Origin of the sequence: Streptomyces sp. NPDC079167, from assembly GCF_040686735.1 — a bacterium.
Lineage (GTDB): Bacteria > Actinomycetota > Actinomycetes > Streptomycetales > Streptomycetaceae > Streptomyces.
The window spans coordinates 129,124-146,167 of sequence record NZ_JBFBLO010000012.1 but is presented as its reverse complement, the minus strand read 5'-3'; the positions used below and the strand labels follow the sequence as shown (position 1 = coordinate 146,167).

At 70.0% G+C, this 17,044-nt stretch carries 17 protein-coding genes, 1 tRNA gene and 1 pseudogene; 12 read left to right on the top strand and 7 right to left on the bottom strand.

From position 1 onward, the window contains the following. Window positions 1–15: 15 nt before the first annotated feature. The 3 genes and pseudogenes from AB0P41_RS25320 to AB0P41_RS25310 all read left to right on the top strand — a co-directional run. Window positions 16–723 (top strand): 4-carboxy-4-hydroxy-2-oxoadipate aldolase/oxaloacetate decarboxylase, encoded by a 708-nt coding sequence (locus tag AB0P41_RS25320; RefSeq protein WP_365934323.1) that lies wholly within the window; start codon window positions 16–18, stop codon window positions 721–723. Further along, window positions 720–1,853 (top strand): 4-oxalomesaconate tautomerase, encoded by a 1,134-nt coding sequence (locus tag AB0P41_RS25315; protein ID WP_365934321.1) that lies wholly within the window; start codon window positions 720–722, stop codon window positions 1,851–1,853. The genes AB0P41_RS25320 and AB0P41_RS25315 overlap by 4 nt, the downstream gene beginning before the upstream one ends. Then, window positions 1,834–2,205, top strand: a pseudogene (locus AB0P41_RS25310) (VOC family protein); the annotation flags it as partial. The gene AB0P41_RS25315 and the pseudogene AB0P41_RS25310, both read left to right, overlap by 20 nt. Window positions 2,206–2,788: 583 nt before the next feature. Here AB0P41_RS25310 and AB0P41_RS25305 read toward each other — a convergent pair. Continuing rightward, window positions 2,789–2,862 (bottom strand) — tRNA-Pro (locus tag AB0P41_RS25305). Window positions 2,863–2,952: 90 nt separating this feature from the next. Continuing rightward, complete coding sequence (locus AB0P41_RS25300; RefSeq protein WP_356713872.1) at window positions 2,953–3,891, bottom strand: metallophosphoesterase; 939 nt, start codon at window positions 3,889–3,891, stop codon at window positions 2,953–2,955. A gap of 79 nt (window positions 3,892–3,970) precedes the next feature. On the opposite strand from AB0P41_RS25300, the gene AB0P41_RS25295 reads away from it, so the two are divergent. Then, a complete protein-coding gene (locus tag AB0P41_RS25295) occupies window positions 3,971–4,435 on the top strand; it encodes a GatB/YqeY domain-containing protein (RefSeq protein ID WP_356713871.1) in 465 nt (154 codons plus the stop codon). A gap of 79 nt (window positions 4,436–4,514) precedes the next feature. On the opposite strand, the gene AB0P41_RS25290 is transcribed toward AB0P41_RS25295, so the two are convergent. Further along, on the bottom strand, window positions 4,515–6,749 hold the full coding sequence (locus AB0P41_RS25290; RefSeq protein WP_356713870.1) for a transglycosylase domain-containing protein: 2,235 nt from the start codon (window positions 6,747–6,749) through the stop codon (window positions 4,515–4,517). Window positions 6,750–7,147: 398 nt separating this feature from the next. Between AB0P41_RS25290 and AB0P41_RS25285 the strand changes: the two genes are divergently transcribed. Further along, on the top strand, window positions 7,148–7,525 hold the full coding sequence (locus tag AB0P41_RS25285) for a WhiB family transcriptional regulator (protein WP_202076055.1): 378 nt from the start codon (window positions 7,148–7,150) through the stop codon (window positions 7,523–7,525). 50 nt (window positions 7,526–7,575) lie between these two features. On the opposite strand, the gene AB0P41_RS25280 is transcribed toward AB0P41_RS25285, so the two are convergent. Continuing rightward, window positions 7,576–9,060, bottom strand: a complete 1,485-nt coding sequence (locus AB0P41_RS25280) for an ArsA-related P-loop ATPase (RefSeq protein WP_365934318.1) — start codon at window positions 9,058–9,060, stop codon at window positions 7,576–7,578. After that, window positions 9,057–10,091, bottom strand: a complete 1,035-nt coding sequence (locus AB0P41_RS25275) for an ArsA-related P-loop ATPase (protein ID WP_365934316.1) — start codon at window positions 10,089–10,091, stop codon at window positions 9,057–9,059. The genes AB0P41_RS25280 and AB0P41_RS25275 overlap by 4 nt, the downstream gene beginning before the upstream one ends. A 71-nt stretch (window positions 10,092–10,162) precedes the next feature. On the opposite strand from AB0P41_RS25275, the gene AB0P41_RS25270 reads away from it, so the two are divergent. The 4 genes from AB0P41_RS25270 (at window position 10,163) to AB0P41_RS25255 (ending at window position 12,665) form a co-directional block, all read left to right on the top strand. Then, the gene (locus tag AB0P41_RS25270; RefSeq protein ID WP_019992579.1) at window positions 10,163–10,321 is read left to right on the top strand and encodes a DUF4177 domain-containing protein; all 159 of its coding nucleotides are present in this window, start codon (window positions 10,163–10,165) and stop codon (window positions 10,319–10,321) included. Then, window positions 10,321–10,791, top strand: a complete 471-nt coding sequence (locus AB0P41_RS25265) for a RidA family protein (RefSeq protein ID WP_356713864.1) — start codon at window positions 10,321–10,323, stop codon at window positions 10,789–10,791. The genes AB0P41_RS25270 and AB0P41_RS25265 overlap by 1 nt, the downstream gene beginning before the upstream one ends. Before the next feature lie 117 nt (window positions 10,792–10,908). After that, window positions 10,909–11,838, top strand: coding sequence for an NUDIX hydrolase (locus tag AB0P41_RS25260; protein ID WP_365934314.1), 930 nt, complete (start codon window positions 10,909–10,911; stop codon window positions 11,836–11,838). After that, entirely contained in the window at window positions 11,835–12,665 is an 831-nt protein-coding gene (locus AB0P41_RS25255; protein WP_356713862.1) for an MBL fold metallo-hydrolase, read from the top strand. Before AB0P41_RS25260 ends, AB0P41_RS25255 begins: the two co-directional genes overlap by 4 nt. A 98-nt stretch (window positions 12,666–12,763) precedes the next feature. On the opposite strand, the gene AB0P41_RS25250 is transcribed toward AB0P41_RS25255, so the two are convergent. Continuing rightward, on the bottom strand, window positions 12,764–13,438 hold the full coding sequence (locus tag AB0P41_RS25250) for a Crp/Fnr family transcriptional regulator (RefSeq protein ID WP_031090867.1): 675 nt from the start codon (window positions 13,436–13,438) through the stop codon (window positions 12,764–12,766). A gap of 277 nt (window positions 13,439–13,715) precedes the next feature. Here AB0P41_RS25250 and nth point away from each other — a divergent pair, with 277 nt between their 5' ends. From nth to AB0P41_RS25235, 3 genes are all read left to right on the top strand, one after another. Next, the gene (gene nth / locus AB0P41_RS25245) at window positions 13,716–14,534 is read left to right on the top strand and encodes an endonuclease III (RefSeq protein WP_356713861.1); all 819 of its coding nucleotides are present in this window, start codon (window positions 13,716–13,718) and stop codon (window positions 14,532–14,534) included. 131 nt (window positions 14,535–14,665) lie between these two features. Continuing rightward, window positions 14,666–15,346, top strand: a complete 681-nt coding sequence (locus AB0P41_RS25240; RefSeq protein ID WP_356713923.1) for a CoA pyrophosphatase — start codon at window positions 14,666–14,668, stop codon at window positions 15,344–15,346. A gap of 91 nt (window positions 15,347–15,437) precedes the next feature. Next, window positions 15,438–16,643 carry a MarP family serine protease gene (locus AB0P41_RS25235; RefSeq protein ID WP_356713860.1) on the top strand — a complete coding sequence of 402 codons (1,206 nt, stop codon included), beginning with the start codon at window positions 15,438–15,440 and terminating at the stop codon, window positions 16,641–16,643. Between the two features lie 126 nt (window positions 16,644–16,769). Here the strand turns inward: AB0P41_RS25235 and AB0P41_RS25230 are convergent, their stop codons facing one another. Next, window positions 16,770–16,973, bottom strand: a complete 204-nt coding sequence (locus AB0P41_RS25230; RefSeq protein WP_356713859.1) for a hypothetical protein — start codon at window positions 16,971–16,973, stop codon at window positions 16,770–16,772. Window positions 16,974–17,044 lie beyond the last annotated feature (71 nt).

The following is a 17,044-nucleotide window of genomic DNA, read 5'->3' as shown; positions in this document are numbered from 1 at the left end:
CACGGAGTCGCCGGCATGAGCGGCGTCGTCGTCACCGGACCGCCGAAGGCGGACGCGCGGGACATCGAGGCGCTCGCACCGTACGGCGTCGCCACAGTGAGCGAGGCGATGGGCCGCACCGGCCTGCTCGGCCCCGAACTGCGCCCCGTGCAACAGGGCGTGCGGATCGTGGGCAGCGCGGTCACCGTGCTCAGCTGGCCCGGCGACAACCTCATGATCCATGCGGCGGTGGAGCAGTGCGGCGAGGGCGACGTCCTCGTCGTCACCACCACGTCCCCGTCCACCGACGGCATGTTCGGAGAGCTGTTCGCCACCGCGCTCCAACGACGCGGGGTACGCGGGCTGGTGATCAACGCGGGCATTCGCGACACCCAGGAGCTGCGGGACATGGGCTTCGCCGCGTGGGCGAAGGCCGTGTCCGCCCAGGGGACGGTGAAGGCGACCGGTGGTTCCGTCAACGTCCCGGTCGTCGTCGGGGGCCAGGTGATCCGTCCGGGCGACGTCATCGTGGCCGACGACGACGGCGTGGTGGCCGTTCCCCGTGAGCGCGTCCGCGAGACCGCCGAGGCGTCCGAGGCGCGAGAGGCCAAGGAGGCCAAGGCACGCGCAGCCTTCCTGGAGGGCCAACTCGGGCTGGACCGCTACGGACTGCGCGAGAAGCTCGAAGTCCTCGGCGTGCGGTACACCTCGTACGAGGACCACGCCAGGGAGGCCGGGGCGTGACCGGCGGACCGGCGGAGGTCCGCTGCCTCCTGATGCGGGGCGGCACGTCCAAAGGGGCCTATTTCCTGGCGGACGACCTGCCGCGTGCGCCGGCCGCCCGCGACGAGCTGCTGCTGCGGATCATGGGCAGCCCGGACCCGCGGCAGATCGACGGTCTCGGCGGCGCGCACCCGCTCACGAGCAAGGTCGCGGTCATCTCCGTGCCGGAGGACCCGGACATCGATGTGGACTACCTCTTCCTCCAGGTCGCCGTGGACACCGCCGAGGTGTCCGGCCGGCAGAACTGCGGCAATCTGCTCGCCGGGGTCGGTCCCTTCGCCGTGGAACGGGGCCTGGTCACCGCCCGGGAGGGGCAGACGTCCGTACGCATCCGGATGGTCAACACCGGCGACCTGGCCACGGCGTCCTTTCCCACCTCCGGCGGGCGCGTCGACTACACCGGTGCGGCCAGGATCTCCGGGGTGCCCGGGACCGCCGCACCGGTGGTGATCGAGTTCGCGCAGGGCGGCGGCCCGCTGCTGCCCACCGGCCGGGCTCGCGAAGTGATCGCCGGCACCCCGGTGACCTGCGTCGACAACGGCATGCCGACCGTCCTCATCCCGGCACACGCCCTGGACATCACGGGCTACGAGACGCCGGGGGAGCTCGAGGGGAACAGCGCCCTGCGTGAGCGCCTAGAGCGGATCCGCCTCGAAGCGGGCCCCCTGATGAGCCTCGGCGACGTACACGACACGACGGTGCCCAAGCTCAGCCTGCTGGCCCCGCCCGTTAAGGACGGTGCGGTGACGACCCGCACCTTCATCCCGCACCGCTGCCACACCTCCATCGGCGTCCTCGGCGCCGCCGGCGTCGCGGCGGGCCTGCGCGTCCCCGGCAGCGTCGCCGAGGACATCGCCCATCTCCCCCCGTACGGCGACCGGCTGCGCATCGAGCACCCCACCGGGTTCATCGACATCGAGGCCGGTGTCGGCACGGGCGCGGACGGCAGCCCTGCCGTCAGGCGCACCGCCGTGGTGCGTACCGCGCGGAAGATCTTCGACGGCACCGTCTTCCCGCGCCCCGAGCGGACAGCCCCCTCATCCCCCGAACCGTCCCGGCAAGGAGCCGCAGATGACTCCCCCTCTCGGTGACATCGCCCATGTCGGCCACGCCGAACTGCTCACTCCGGACCTGGAGGGCAGCGTCGGATTCTTCACCGACTACCTCGGCCTGACGGTCAACGGGCAGGACGGCGACTCCGTCTACCTGCGCACCTTCGACGACTACGAGCACCACAGCCTCGTGCTGACCGCCGCCGAGAAGCCGGGCCTGCGCCGTACCGCCCTGCGCACCGCCGGCGAGGAAGCCCTCGGGCGCAGGGTCGCCGAACTCGAAGCGGCGGGCCACGCCGGGCGCTGGGCGGAGGACGAGCCGGGCATCGGCAAGCTCTATCTCACGGCCGACCCCGACGGCCACGCGATCGCCCTGTACCGGGCGAGTGAATGCGCCATATGGGCAACCTGAGTGCCCGACCGGCGATTATTTTCAGGGTGAGTTTGTAGGCAACTGCGGAGGACATGTGAGCAGCACCCCAACGCACGCTGAGATCCTTAGCGAGGCCATCCAGGCCCTCCAGGGGACATGGGATGCCGAACGCGTCCTGGCTGCCCTGTTCGGAGCGGGATACCGTCCCGCTGATGTGGCGATCGGGAAGAAGCGGGCACGCCAGGTGCTTCGAGATCTTGTCGATGCCGGGGTGATCGTGAAGGTGAGTGAGAGGCCCGTGGGGTATCGACGCGCTGGGAGCTGAGCCGCAGTCCCTCCCTGCCGGTCGGGCAGCGGAATCGGCGCGCTCGGCCAACAGCTATGAAGATGATTCCTCCCTGTCTTTTGACGGCCGAGCGGCATGAGCCGAGCGGGCCGAGCGAAGGACAGGTACGGCCCTGGGGTAGCCCCGTTCCACAGTTGGCCCCACGCGCACCCTCTGGGAGCCGCATCCCGCACTTGGCTCCCAAGATGCCCCCAGGGACGAGTCAGGGGCCTGATCCACTTAGTGGATCAGGCCCCTGACCTGGTGTTTCAGCTGTCGGGGTGGCGGGATTTGAACCCACGACCTCTTCGTCCCGAACGAAGCGCGCTGCCAAGCTGCGCTACACCCCGATGTCCACCGATTGTCCCGGCGACATCGATTACTTTAGCCCACCGGCGCCCACAGGCGAAATCCGGTTTTTGCGCCCAGGGCGGGGAACCTCAGTCGCGCGGCGTCAGCGTCAGCAGGGTCGCCTCGGGCGGGCAGGCGAAGCGGACCGGGGTGTAGCGGTTGGTGCCGCAGCCCGCGGAGACGTGGAGGTAGGCGCGCCGCTCGCCGACCGTGTGGCCGGAGAGGCCCTTCACCCGGTCCGTGTCCAGGTCGCAGTTGGTGACGAGGGCCCCGTAGAAGGGGATGCAGAGCTGGCCTCCATGGGTGTGGCCGGCCAGGATCAGCGGGTAGCCGTCCGCCGTGAAGGCGTCCAGGGAGCGCAGGTACGGGGCATGGACGACGCCGATCGACAGGTCCGCGCCCGTCTCGGGTCCGCCGGCGACCTCGGCGTAACGGTCCCGTTTGATGTGGGGGTCGTCCAGGCCCGTGAACGCGATCTCGAGCCCGTCGGCCTTGATGCGGCCCCGGGTGTTGGAGAGGTTCAGCCAGCCCGCCTCGTCGAAGGCGTCCCGCATGGGTTCCCACGGGTTGTGGACGGCGCCGACCGCCGGCGCGTTGCCGTTGAGCCCGTGCTTGCCCTGCGTCTTCTCCAGGAGGTAGCGGACGGGGTTGCGGAGCTTCGGGCCGTAGTAGTCGTTCGAGCCGAAGACGTAGACCCCGGGGAACTCCATCAGCGGGCCGAGCGCGTCGAGCAGCTCAGGCACGGCCTCCGGGTCGGAGAGGTTGTCGCCGGTGTTGACGACGAAGTCGGGGCGGAGGCCCGCCAGTGTCTGCAGCCAGGCGCGCTTCTTGCGCTGGCCGCTCACCATGTGGATGTCGGAGACCTGCAGCACGCGCAACGGGCGTGCCCCGTGCGGGAGTACGGGAATCGTGATCCGGCGGAGGCGGAACGAGCGTGCCTCGAATCCGGCCGCGTAGACGAGGCCGGCGGCACCGACTGCTGCGCCGACTGCCGTTGCTTTCAGGGGTACTCCGTAGCGTGCGCGCATGGGGCCATCGTCGCAGAAACGGCGTGGTGGGACGAAAACAGGCGGGCGGCAGGTGCCCCGTACCTGTCACAATCGCCGCATGACCACGCTCAAGTCCAAGCTCAAGGAAGACCTCACCACGGCCATGAAGGCGCGTGACGAGCTCACCTCGTCCACCCTCCGGCTCACCCTGACCGCGATCACCAAGGAAGAGGTCAGCGGCAAGACGTCGCGCGAGCTCTCCGACGACGAGGTGCAGAAGGTGATCGCCAAGGAGGCGAAGAAGCGCCGCGAGGCGGCCGAGGCCTTCGCGCAGGGCGGCCGGACGGAGCAGGCCGAACGGGAGAAGGCCGAAGGCGAGCTGCTCGACGCGTACCTGCCGAAGCAGCTCACCGACGACGAGCTGGACGTGATCGTCGCGCAGGCCGTCCAGGAGGCGAGGAGCGCCGGTGCCGAGGGGCCCCGCGCCATGGGCGCCGTCATGAAGATCGTCAACCCGAAGGTGGCCGGGCTCGCCGACGGAGGCCGGGTCGCCGCAACGGTGAAGAGGCTCCTCGCGGGCTGAGAGACGGACGCGAAAGGAGGGGCGCCCCCGGCTCGGGGCGCCCCTCCTCCGTCATCACGTCGCCGCGCGGTCCGAACGGTCAGGGACCGTTGCCACCGCGCCCGCCGCCGTCGTTCCCACCGATGATGCCGGGCGGCAGGGTGATGCCGCCGATGGGGTCGGCGCCGGGCTTGTCGTTGTCGTCGCCGCCGTCGTTGTCCTCGCGGCGGCCCTTGTCCTTCTTCTCGTCCTTCTCCTTCTCCTTGGCGCGCGGCACCTCGACCGGGCTGAAGGAGGGGGTCTCCGAGGCGTTCAGCGCACCGGTCATCGCGGTCTTCCAGATGGGACCGGGGAGACAGCCGCCGCAGACCTTGTCGTAGTACTGGCCGCCGATGGTGATGTCGTACATCGGTACCTTCTTGCCGATGTCGGCACCGACCCACACCGCCGTGGACAGGTTCGGCGTGTAGCCGACGAACCAGGCGTCCACGCGGTTCTCGGTCGTACCCGTCTTGCCCGCGTTGTCGCGGTCGCTGAGTCCTGCCTGCTGGCCGGTGCCGTCCGCGATCACGCCCTTGAGCATCTGGTTGATCGTGTCGGCGGTCTTCTCACTCATCGCCCGCGAGCAGGCCGACTTGGGAACTTCCAGCTTCTTGCCGTTGGTGTCCGTGATGGACTTGATGGCGATCGGCGTACAGAAGGTGCCGCGGTTCGCGAACGCGGCGTACGCGGTGGCCATGGCGAGCGGGGTGCTCTCCGTGGTGCCGAGCGTGATGGAAGGGTTCTCCGTGAGCGGCTCGCCGTTACCGCGCTGGTAGCCGACCTTCTTGGCCATCGTGAGGGTCTCGCACAGGCCGGCCTTCTGTTCCAGCAACGCGAAGTACGTGTTGATGGACTTCCCGAGGGCCTCGGTCATGTCGTAGGAGCCCTTCTCGGACTCCATCTCGTTCTGTACGGACCATTGACCGCCGCCGGCGGGCCCGCCGTCGCACCGCTTGTAGGTGTCCAGCGGAAGGGAGGTCTTCCACGGCGTGTCGAAGCTCTGCGCCGGGCTGACGCCCTTCTCCAGGGCGGCCGCCGCGGTGATCGGCTTGAAGGTCGAACCGACCTGGAAGCCGTAGGTGCTGCCGCCCATCTTGTTGCTGACCGCGAGGTTGAGGACCGTCTCGTGGTTGTTCTGGTCCAGTCCGTAGGGCCTGGACTGGCCCATCGAGAGGATCTGCCCCGTGCCGGGCTCGACCTGGACCACCGAGGCGGCGACCTTGTCGTCCTTGTTGACCTTCGAGGTCGCGGCCTCGTTGGCGGCCTGCTGCGCACGCGGCGACAGTGTGGTCCTGATGGTCAGCCCGCCGAGGTTCCAGAGCTTGGCGCGCTCCTCGTCGGTCTTCCCGAAGGCCGGGTCGGTCAGGATCGTCTTGCGTACGTAGTCACAGAAGAACCCGGCGCCGCTCACAGCGGTGATGCAGCCGTTCTTCGGCCTGCTGACCTTCAGTTCCAGAGGGCTGGCGATGGCCTTCTCGGCCTCGGCCTCCGAGATGCTTCCGACGGCGGCCATGCGCCGCAGCACGGTGTTGCGCCGCTTGGTCGCCTCTTCCGTGTCGTTGACCGGGTCGTACCGGGTCGGCGACTGGACGAGGCCGGCCAGCATCGCGGCCTCCTCCATCTTCAGGTCCTTGGCGTGCTTGGAGAAGTAGCGCTGGGAAGCCGCCTCGACCCCGTAGGCCTGCTGCCCGAAGAAGGTGATGTTGAGGTAGTTCTCCAGGATCTTCTTCTTGCCGAGCTCTTCCTCGACCTGGATCGCGTACTTCAGCTCCCGGACCTTGCGGCCCAAGGTCTGCTGCGTGGCCTCGGCGACCTTGTCCGGGTCGTCACCGGCCTCCTCGACGAAGACGTTCTTCACGTACTGCTGGGTGAGAGTCGAGGCGCCCTGCGCGGCACCGCCCTCCTGCACGTTGCGGTTCATCGCGCGCAGGATGCCCTTGAGGTCCACCGCGCCGTGCTCGTAGAAGCGCGAGTCCTCGATCGCGATGATCGCGTCCTGCATGTACGGCGAGATGTCCTTGAGCGGGACGACGGTGCGGTCACGCGAGTAGACCGTGGCGATCGCACCGCCCTCGTTGTCCAGGATCGTGGTCCGCTGGCTCAGCGGCGGAGTCTTGAGGTTGGAAGGGATCTCGTCGAATCCCTCGACCGTCCCCTTGGCGGCGAGCCCGAGTGCGCCGGCGGCCGGCAGTGCGATGCCGGCCAGTACAGCTCCGGAGAGCGCGGCGACACCGAGGAACTTGGCGGCCTGCTGGGTCGTCGTCAGACCCCCGCCTGAGCGCTTCTTTGGCATGGGGGCAGCCTACGTTCTCATTCGCCGGACACGCGTATAGGCCTTGGCCTAAGCTGCTCTCAACTGTCACAGCAGTCCGGTTTTGCATCAACCCCCTTGCATGCCCCTCAACGGAATTCAGCCACCTGCCGAGGCGTTCCCGAATTCGCCTCATGCGTCACTGAATGTCCGTTGCGACTTGGGGTTTCTGTCCGGATTCTGTCGGGAAGGTCGCGCATGTCCTCCCGTCACTCCCCTGGGTGATCTGCCGCGTACGCATAGTCCGTTCGGACCATTCAAGATTGGGCCCGAAGGGGGTGTTGTGCTGTCCCCACCTTCCGTAACGTCCTCAACTGGCAGCGGTGAATATGCCGCTACCGCCGTGGGGGAGCCTCGATTCGGGAGAGGACGGCGCCGGCATGGGCTGGGTAACCGACTGGAGTGCGCAGGCAGCCTGCCGCACTACCGATCCGGATGAATTGTTCGTACAAGGGGCAGCGCAGAACAGGGCCAAGGCGGTGTGCACCGGTTGCCCGGTGCGGACCGAGTGCCTGGCCGATGCGCTGGACAATCGCGTCGAGTTCGGCGTGTGGGGCGGAATGACTGAGCGGGAGCGCCGCGCACTGCTGCGCCGAAGGCCCACCGTCACGTCCTGGCGCCGCCTGCTGGAGACCGCGCGCAGTGAGTACGAGCGGTCCACGGGCATGCTGCCGGCAGCGGTGGGTCTGGACGACGGCCTGCATGACGACGGTCTGCACGACGACGAACTGCACGAGACGTTCGCCGCTGTGGGGTAGGTGCGGGCAGCGCCGCACGGACCGGCCCGGGGGCACGCCCGGTGGTGGTCCTAAACAGCTCCGGCCGGTGCGGAAGCGGAACCGGTCGCGAGCAGTTCCCCGATGGCCCTGAGGCCCGAGAGATCGTGGACGTCGCCGGGCAGCGCGGCCACCTCGGCCACCGGCACCTCGGGGTGCAGCGTGCTGAAGTGGTCCCGGGTGTGCTGCTCGCGTGCGACGACGTGCATCCGCTCGGCGTGCAGCCGCAACAGACCTGCGGTCAGCTGCTCGATGGATACCTCGGTGGCTACGACGTCCGTGACGGACGTGCTGTGCCTGTCTGCTTCTTCTGTGGGCGCGGGTTCTGTGTCCGTGACTTCTGGGTCAGCGGCTGGTCCGGACGGGTCAGGCGACTTCCGGCCACGGCCGTGAGGCTCGGGCTCAGACGGACGCGTCGTCCGTTCGTGCTGGGGCGGCTCCTGCTGTGACGGCTCGTACGGGGCGTGCTCGTTGCTGCGCTCGGGGGAGAGCGGCTCCGGGGCATCGGGAGAGGTGGCGGACAACGGGTCCGCATCACCAAGGCCAGCCTTCCCGGCCGTCTGATCCACAATGCCGACGCCTTCAAGATTTTCTGCGGCTGCCAGCGCCTGTTCCGAGGAGAGCCGTGCGGCCTCGCTTCCGTGCACCCGGTTGAGGACCAGGCCGGCCAGCGGCATCTCCTCCGCGGCCAGCCGTTCCACGAAGTACGCGGCCTCGCGCAGCGCGTCCCGTTCCGGTGTCGCGACCACGAGGAACGCGGTGCCGGGCGCCTGGAGGAGCTTGTACGTCGCATCGGCCCGGGTACGGAACCCGCCGAACATGGAGTCCATCGCGGCGACGAAGGTCTGTACGTCGCGGAGGAACTGTCCGCCGAGCAGCTTGCCGAGCGTCCCCGTCATCATCGACATCCCGACGTTCAGGAACTTCATCCCGGCCCGCCCGCCGATCTTCGCCGGAGCGATCAGGAGACGGATGAACTTCCCGTCCAGGAAGGAGCCGAGACGTTTCGGTGCGTCCAGGAAGTCCAGCGCGGAACGGGACGGCGGGGTGTCGACGATGATCAGGTCCCACTCGTCGCGCGCCCGCAGCTGGCCGAGCTTCTCCATGGCCATGTACTCCTGCGTGCCCGCGAACCCGGCCGACAGGGACTGGTAGAAGGGGTTCTCCAGGATCGCGCGCGCCCGCTCGGCGTCCGTGTGCGCCTCGACGGTCTCGTCGAAGGTGCGCTTCATGTCGAGCATCATCGCGTGCAGCTCGCCCTCGCCCTCGATGTCCTCGACCCGGCGCGGGATGTTGTCCAGCTGGTCGATGCCCATGGACTGGGCGAGCCGGCGGGCCGGGTCGATAGTGAGGACGACGACCTTGCGCCCGCGCTCCGCCGCCCGTACGCCGAGAGCCGCCGCGGTCGTGGTCTTGCCCACGCCCCCGGAACCACAGCACACGACGATGCGGATCTCCGGGTCGTCCAGGAGCGCGTCGGTCTCCAGCCCCGGTGCGATGTCCGTGCCCAGCGTCATGACCCCAGCCCTTCTCCGGATCCGCGTCGCTTCCCGCCCCGGGCTCTCTGCTCCGCCGCGTCCGCGGTGTCGTCGCCCATGCCCTGCTTGCGGAACTCCGCCGCCAGTTCGTGCAGCGCCGAGGGGCTCACTCCCTCGCCCATCAGCGGGAGCTCGGCCATGGGCAGTCCCAGCCCGGCCAGCACCGCGCGCTGCTCACGCTCCAGGCCGACGCGCTGGGCGTGCTCGGCGGCCTGTGCGACGAGCGGTCGCACCAGCCCGGCGGAACCTGTCACGCCGGCCCGGGTGAGCGTCTTGGCGATCTCCTTGCGCCGGCCGCCCGAGGCCGTACGCAGCGCGTCCTCGTCCAGCAGGTGGGGCCGCACCATGTTCACGACGACCCGGCCCACCGGCAGTTCGGCGGCGCGCAGCTCGGCGAAGCCGTCCGCCGTCTCCTGGACCGGCATCTCCTCCAGGAGTGTCACCAGGTGGACCGCGGTCTCGGGGGACTTCAGGACCCGCATCACGGCCTGCGCCTGATTGTGTATCGGGCCGATCCGCGCCAGCCCGGCCACCTCGTCGTTGACGTTGAGGAAGCGCGTGATCCGGCCGGTGGGGGGCGCGTCCATGATCACGTAGTCGTAGACGAACCTGCCCTGCTTGTCCTTGCGGCGTACGGCCTCGCAGGCCTTGCCGGTCAGCAGGACGTCGCGGACCCCCGGAGCGATGGTGGTGGCGAAGTCGATCGCGCCGAGCTTCTTCAGCGCCCGGCCCGCGCTGCCCAGTTTGTAGAACATCTGGAGGTAGTCCAGGAGCGCGCGCTCGGCGTCGATCGCCAGCGCGTGGACCTCCCCGCCGCCGGGGGCCACGGCGATCCTGCGTTCCTCGTAGGGGAGTGGCTCGGACTCGAAGAGCTGGGCGATGCCCTGCCTGCCCTCGACCTCGACGAGGAGAGTGCGCCTGCCCTCGGTCGCGAGGGCGAGCGCGAGTGCGGCGGCGACCGTGGTCTTACCGGTCCCGCCCTTGCCGCTGACGACCTGGAACCTGCTCACGTCTTCGAGCCTAACCAGTCGGCAGGCAGGCTACGCACGAGGCCGCCTGTGCCAGGCATTACAGTCGGCTCATGACCAAGTGGGAATACGCGACCGTGCCCCTTCTCGTGCACGCGACCAAGCAGATTCTGGACACCTGGGGCGAGGACGGCTGGGAGCTGGTCCAGGTCGTTCCCGGCCCGAACAACCCCGAGCAGCTCGTGGCCTACCTGAAGCGGGAGAAGCCGTAGTGGCGGGCGCCGTCGAGGCGAAGCTCGCCGAACTCGGCCTGGCGCTCCCGGACGTCGTACCGCCGCTGGCCTCCTACCAGCCGGCCGTGCAGTCGGGGGTGTACGTCTACACCTCCGGCCAGCTCCCGATGGTGGACGGCACACTCGCGGTGACCGGCAAGGTCGGCGCCGAGGTGACGCCGGACGAGGCCAAGGAGCTGGCGAAGACCTGTGCGCTGAACGCCCTGGCGGCGGTGAAGTCGGTCGCCGGCGATCTGGACCGGATCGCCCGGGTCGTCAAGGTCGTGGGCTTCGTCGCCTCCGCCACCGACTTCACCGGGCAGCCCGGGGTCGTCAACGGTGCGAGCGAGCTCCTGGGCGCGGTCCTGGGCGACAAGGGTGTGCACGCCCGCAGCGCAGTCGGCGTCGCCGTGCTGCCGCTCGACGCACCGGTCGAGGTCGAGGTCCAGGTCGAGCTCGTCGACGCCTGATTCCGCACTGCCGCAGATCCCGTCCGGTCCCGCGACCGGGCGGGATCCGTGTGTAAGGGGCAGGTATCTGTGTCCGGGGCCCTCGAACATCGGCGCGGTTCCGGATAGCCTCCGGCCATGTCCAACGGTCAGTGGTACCCACCGGAATGGCCCGCCCGGATCCGGGCCCTCGCCAGCGGCGAGCTGACAGCCGTGACCCCCAGGCGCGCGGCCACCGTGATGCTGCTCCGGGACGACACAGCGGGTCCGGACGCCGCCGGTCCCTTCGTGCACATGCTGCGCCGGCGGACCTCCATGGCCTTTGCCGGCGGTGCGTACGCCTATCCGGGTGGCGGGGTCGACCCGCGCGACGACGACCACCTCGTGCGCTGGGCGGGACCGTCCCTGGACACCTGGGCCGGCCGCCTCGGTGTCGGCACGGCCGCCGAGGCGCAGGCAGTCGTCTGCGCCGCGGTCCGTGAGACGTACGAGGAGGCGGGCGTCCTGCTGGCCGGCCCGACCGCCGACACCGTCGTGAGCGACACCACGGGCGCCGACTGGGAGGCCGACCGTGAGGCCCTCGTCGCCCGGGAGCTGTCCTTCGCGGGGTTCCTGGACCGCCGGGGTCTGGTGCTGCGTTCCGACCTGCTGGGGGCGTGGGCGCGCTGGATCACCCCTGCCTTCGAGCCGCGCCGCTACGACACCTGGTTCTTCGTGGCCGCGCTCCCCGAGGGCCAGCGCACCCGGAACGCCTCCACCGAGGCCGACCGGACGGTGTGGATCCGGCCCGGTGACGCCGCCGACGGCTACGACAAGGGCGAACTGCTGATGATGCCGCCCACGGTGGCCACCCTGCGGGCACTGAGGCCGTACGGGACGGCCGCGGAGGCGCTGAAGGCGGCGGATGCCCAGGACCTCGCTCCCGTGCTGGCAGAGGCCCGTATGGAGGGTGACGAGCTGGTGCTGATCTGGCCGGGCCACGACGAGTTCACCAAACACGTCCCGACGGCGGGTGGGTCCGACTTGCCCTCCGCCGCCGAGGGCGCGGACCCCGGGGTGGCCTCGTGAGCGACGCGGCCGCACTGCCGGGACAGCCCCGCGGCGGGGTCCTGTCCGGCCCCGCCACCACTCGTACGGTCAACGTTCTGGCCCCCAACGCCTCCGCGATGACCCTGGACGGCACGAACACCTGGATCGTCGCCGAACCGGACTCGGACCTGGCCGTGGTGATCGACCCGGGTCCGCTCGACGACGTACATCTGCGGACCGTCGTCGACACCGTGGAGCGGACGGGCAGGCGCGTCGGTCTCACCCTGCTGACCCACGGCCACCCGGATCACGCGGAGGGCGCAACCAGGTTTGCCGAGCTCACACGCACGAAGGTGCGCGCCCTGGACGCGGCGCTGCGGCTGGGCGACGAGGGACTCGCAGCAGGCGACGTGATCACCACGGGAGGGCTGGAGCTCCGGGTCGTCCCCACACCGGGGCACACGGCGGACTCCCTCTCCTTCCACCTGCCGGCCGACCGGGCCGTGCTGACGGGCGACACGATCCTCGGGCGCGGCACCACCGTGGTCGCCCACCCGGACGGGAGGCTCGGGGACTACCTGGACACCCTGCGGCGGCTGCGCTCGCTGACCGTCGACGACGGGGTGCACACGGTGCTCCCGGGGCACGGGCCGGTGCTGGAGGACGCGCAGGGTGCCGTCGAGTTCTATCTCGCCCACCGGGCACACCGCCTGGCCCAGGTGGAGACGGCCGTGGAGGCGGGGCACCGGACGCCCGCCGAGGTGGTGGCGGCGGTGTACGCGGATGTGGACCGCTCCCTGTGGCCGGCGGCGGAGCTGTCGGTGCGGGCCCAGCTGGAGTACCTGACCGAGCACGGCCTGGTCTGAACCGGACCGGCCCGGGACGCCGAACCTGACCGGCCCGGGAACATGCGAAGGGCCCCACCGGTGGTGGGGCCCTTTCGGCGAGTGTGCGGGGCGGTGGGTCAGCGGGACCGCTTCGCCAGCCGCTCCACGTCCAGCAGGATCACGGCGCGCGCCTCGAGCCGCAGCCAGCCGCGGCCCGCGAAGTCCGCGAGCGCCTTGTTGACCGTCTCGCGGGAGGCGCCGACCAGCTGGGCAAGCTCTTCCTGCGTCAGGTCGTGCACGACGTGGATGCCCTCCTCCGACTGCACGCCGAAGCGGCGTGACAGATCGAGGAGCGCACGGGCGACGCGGCCCGGCACATCGGAGAAGACCAGGTCGGACATCTGGTCGTTGGTCTTGCGCAGGCGGCGGGCGACGGCGCGCAGCAGCGCGGTGGCCACCTCGGGGCGGGCGTTCAGCCAGGGCTGGAGGTCTCCGTGACCGAGGCCGAGGAGCTTGACCTCGGTGAGCGCGCTCGCGGTCGCGGTGCGCGGGCCCGGGTCGAAGAGCGACAGCTCCCCGATCAGCTCGCCGGGGCCGAGGACGGCCAGCATGTTCTCCCGCCCGTCGGGAGAGGTGCGGTGGAGCTTCACCTTGCCCTCGGTGACCACGTACAGGCGGTCCCCCGGGTCGCCCTCGTGGAACAGCGCGTCGCCGCGTGCGAGGGTCACCTCACTCATCGAGGCGCGGAGCTCCGCGGCCTGCTCGTCATCGAGCGCCGCGAAAAGCGGGGCGCGCCGCAGAACGTCGTCCACGAGTTCTCTCCTTGTCGGCCTGTTCAGGGAAGCGTCGTTTCCATGATGCCGGACGGTAAAACAGTGCGATCGATCACAAACCAGTTTGACGCACGGGCGTGCCGGACCCTACGGCAGGGGGCCGATCGGGCGTGGATACGCAGTGACCGGGGCGGATGTCAGCCCCTGGCTCTAGGCTGGCCGGGTGTCCGGAACGCCGGTGAGAGCGCAGGCCAAGGGGGCTGATGGGGTGTCGGGAGACAGGAATTCCGCTGTGGGCGAACAGGCCGCACGAGGTATGAAAAAAGCTGCAAATCGTCCGACGGGAGCACCGTCGGGCAAGTCCGCGAAGCCTGAGTCGCATCTCGCGATGGTCCGCCGTGCCCGCCGGATCAACCGCGAGCTCGCCGAGGTCTACCCGTACGCCCACCCCGAGCTGGACTTCCGCAATCCGTTCGAGCTCCTGGTGGCCACGGTCCTCTCCGCCCAGACGACCGACCTGAGGGTGAACCAGACCACCCCGGCCCTCTTCGCCGCCTATCCGACGCCCGAGGACATGGCCGCCGCCGTTCCCGAGAAGCTGGAGGAGATCATCCGGCCGACCGGTTTCTTCCGGGCCAAGGCGCGCTCCCTCATGGGCCTGTCGGCCGCTCTCAGGGACGACTTCGGCGGAGAGGTCCCCGGCCGCCTGGCGGATCTCGTGAAGCTGCCCGGCGTCGGGCGCAAGACGGCCAACGTCGTCCTCGGCAACGCGTTCGGTGTCCCCGGGATCACGGTGGACACCCACTTCGGCCGACTGGTCCGCAGATGGAAATGGACCGAGCAGGAGGACCCGGAAAAGGTCGAGGCCGAGATCGCCGCGATCTTCCCGAAGAGCGAGTGGACGATGCTCTCGCACCGCGTGGTCTTCCACGGCCGCCGCATCTGCCACTCCCGCAAGCCCGCCTGCGGAGCCTGCCCGATCGCCGCTCTCTGCCCCGCCTACGGTGAGGGCGAGACGGACCCCGAGAAGGCGAAGAAGCTCCTGAAGTACGAGATGGGCGGCTATCCGGGCCAGCGCCTCAGCCCGCCCCCGGACTACCCGGGCAGTCCCGCACCGCCGCTCGGAGCCGGGTGAGGGACCGGCCTGCCCGAGCAGGTCCGTGCGGAACGAAATGGCCGACGACAGGCGTTGGAACGACGGGGGTGCCCATGACGCACGCACAGAGGACACGGGCCGCAGCCGACGCGGCCACCACCGGGACGAGCATGCCCCAGGACAGCGCGCTCACCGTGACCACCGACGGCCTGCCCGGCTGGCTGGAGCCCGTGGCCCGGGCGGCGCGCACGGTGCGGGCCCACCAGCTCAGCCGTTTCCTGCCGCCTGAGAGCGGCGCCGGGCGCCAGTCCGCCGTCCTGGTCCTCTTCGGTGAGGGCGAGCGCGGTCCGGAGCTGCTCCTGATGGAGCGTTCCGGGACCCTGCGCTCCCATGCCGGCCAGCCGTCCTTCCCCGGGGGCTCCCTCGACCCGGAGGACGGCGACCACACCACCACAGGGCCGCTCAGGGCCGCGCTGAGGGAGGCCGAGGAGGAGACCGGGCTCGATCCGAGCGGTGTCCAGCTCTTCGGTGTGCTGCCCCGGCTCTACATCCCGGTGAGCGGCTTCGTCGTGACACCCGTCCTCGGCTGGTGGCGGACGCCCAGTCCGGTGGGAGCCGTCGACCCGGCCGAGACCGCCCGGGTCTTCACCGTGCCCGTGGCGGATCTCACGGATCCCGCCAACCGTGCGACAGCCGTCCATCCCAGCGGCCACGAAGGCCCCGCGTTCCTGGTCGAATCCGCCCTTGTGTGGGGATTCACAGCCGGAGTGATCGACAGGATTGTGCACTACGCGGGGTGGGAACGCCCCTGGGACAGGACCAGGCAGGTGCCGCTCGACTGGCGCGCATGACAGGCTGACTCCCGTGCTGCGCTGTTCCGGGCCCGGCCCGGACCCCGTCGAACCGGACGGGCCAGGTGACGAATCTGCGAGGCTATAGACGGTGAACGTGCTGGACATCCTGCTGCTCGTCGGCGCCGTGTGGTTCGCGGTCATCGGCTACCGCCAGGGTTTCGTCGTCGGCATCCTGTCCGTGATCGGCTTTCTGGGCGGCGGACTCGTGGCCGTCTACCTGCTGCCGGTCATCTGGGACCAGGTGACCGACGGGTCGGAGGTCTCCTCCACCGCCGCCATCGTCGCGGTAGTGATCGTAATCGTGTGCGCCTCGGTGGGCCAGGCGTTCACCACCCACCTCGGCAACCGGCTCCGCCGGTACATCACCTGGTCGCCCGCACGGGCCCTGGACGCCACGGGCGGCTCCCTGGTCAACGTGGTGGCCATGCTCCTGGTGGCCTGGCTGATCGGCTCGGCGCTGGCCGGCACGTCACTGCCGACGCTGGGCAAGGAGGTCCGTAACTCCTCGGTCCTGCTCGGGGTCTCGCGGGTGATGCCCGATCAGGCCTCCAACTGGTTCACGGACTTCTCGTCCGTCCTCGCGCAGAACGGCTTCCCGCAGGTCTTCAGCCCGTTCGCCAACGAACCCATCACCGCCGTCGAACCGCCGGACCCCGCGCTGGCGGGGAGCCCTGTAGCAGCCCGCGCGAAGAAGTCCATCGTCAAGGTCGTCGGTATGGCCCCGGGCTGCGGAAAGGTCCTGGAGGGGACCGGTTTCGTGTTCTCCGACCGCCGGGTGATGACCAACGCCCACGTGGTCGGCGGCGTCGACGAACCGACCGTCCAGATCGGCGGCGAAGGCCGGCTGTACGACGCCAAGGTCGTCCTCTACGACTGGCAGCGGGACATCGCCGTACTGGACGTCCCGGACCTGGACGCCGAGCCGCTGCGCTTCACCGACAGCGACAAGGACGCGGGAAGCGGTGACAGCGCCATCGTCGCCGGCTTCCCGGAGAACGGCGCCTACGACGTGCGCTCGGCGCGCATCCGGGGCCGTATCGACGCCAACGGTCCGGACATCTACCACCGGGGCACCGTGCGGCGCGACGTGTACTCGCTCTTCGCGACCGTCCGCCAGGGCAACTCCGGTGGCCCGCTGCTCACTCCGGACGGGAAGGTGTACGGAGTGGTGTTCGCGAAGTCGCTCGACGATCCGGACACGGGTTACGCGCTGACGGCCGACGAGATCCGCGAGGACATCGAGCTCGGCAGGTCCACGGCCCAGCAGGTCGACAGCCAGGGCTGCGCGCTCTGAGCCGTCCGTAGGGGCGGGCACCGGGGAGCCCGGGTCACCTGCCCCTGGCGTACGGAAGCCACGTACGGTCCCCGGTCCGCAACGGGCCGGGGACCGTACGTGGCGTGCTGTCGTACGGCTGTCGCGTCATCCGCGGGGATGGCGCAGGCGCGCCGAGACCCAGCGGGCCCGGCGGTGGAGAATGCGCGGAATGCCCAGCCGGAGATCATGGAAATCGCTCACATCGTGCACCCGGCTCAGGGAGCCGCCCCCCTCATGATTGCTCGGACCAGCAGGAGCGGTCGAGCGGCGGTTGCGTGCTGCGTCATTGAAGTCGCGCGTCCAGCCCATACCTCGACGTCTGCCCGTGACCCAAGGTCGGTAATCGTGCGCGAGTCAGCCAATTGGCTTATGCGGCAGGC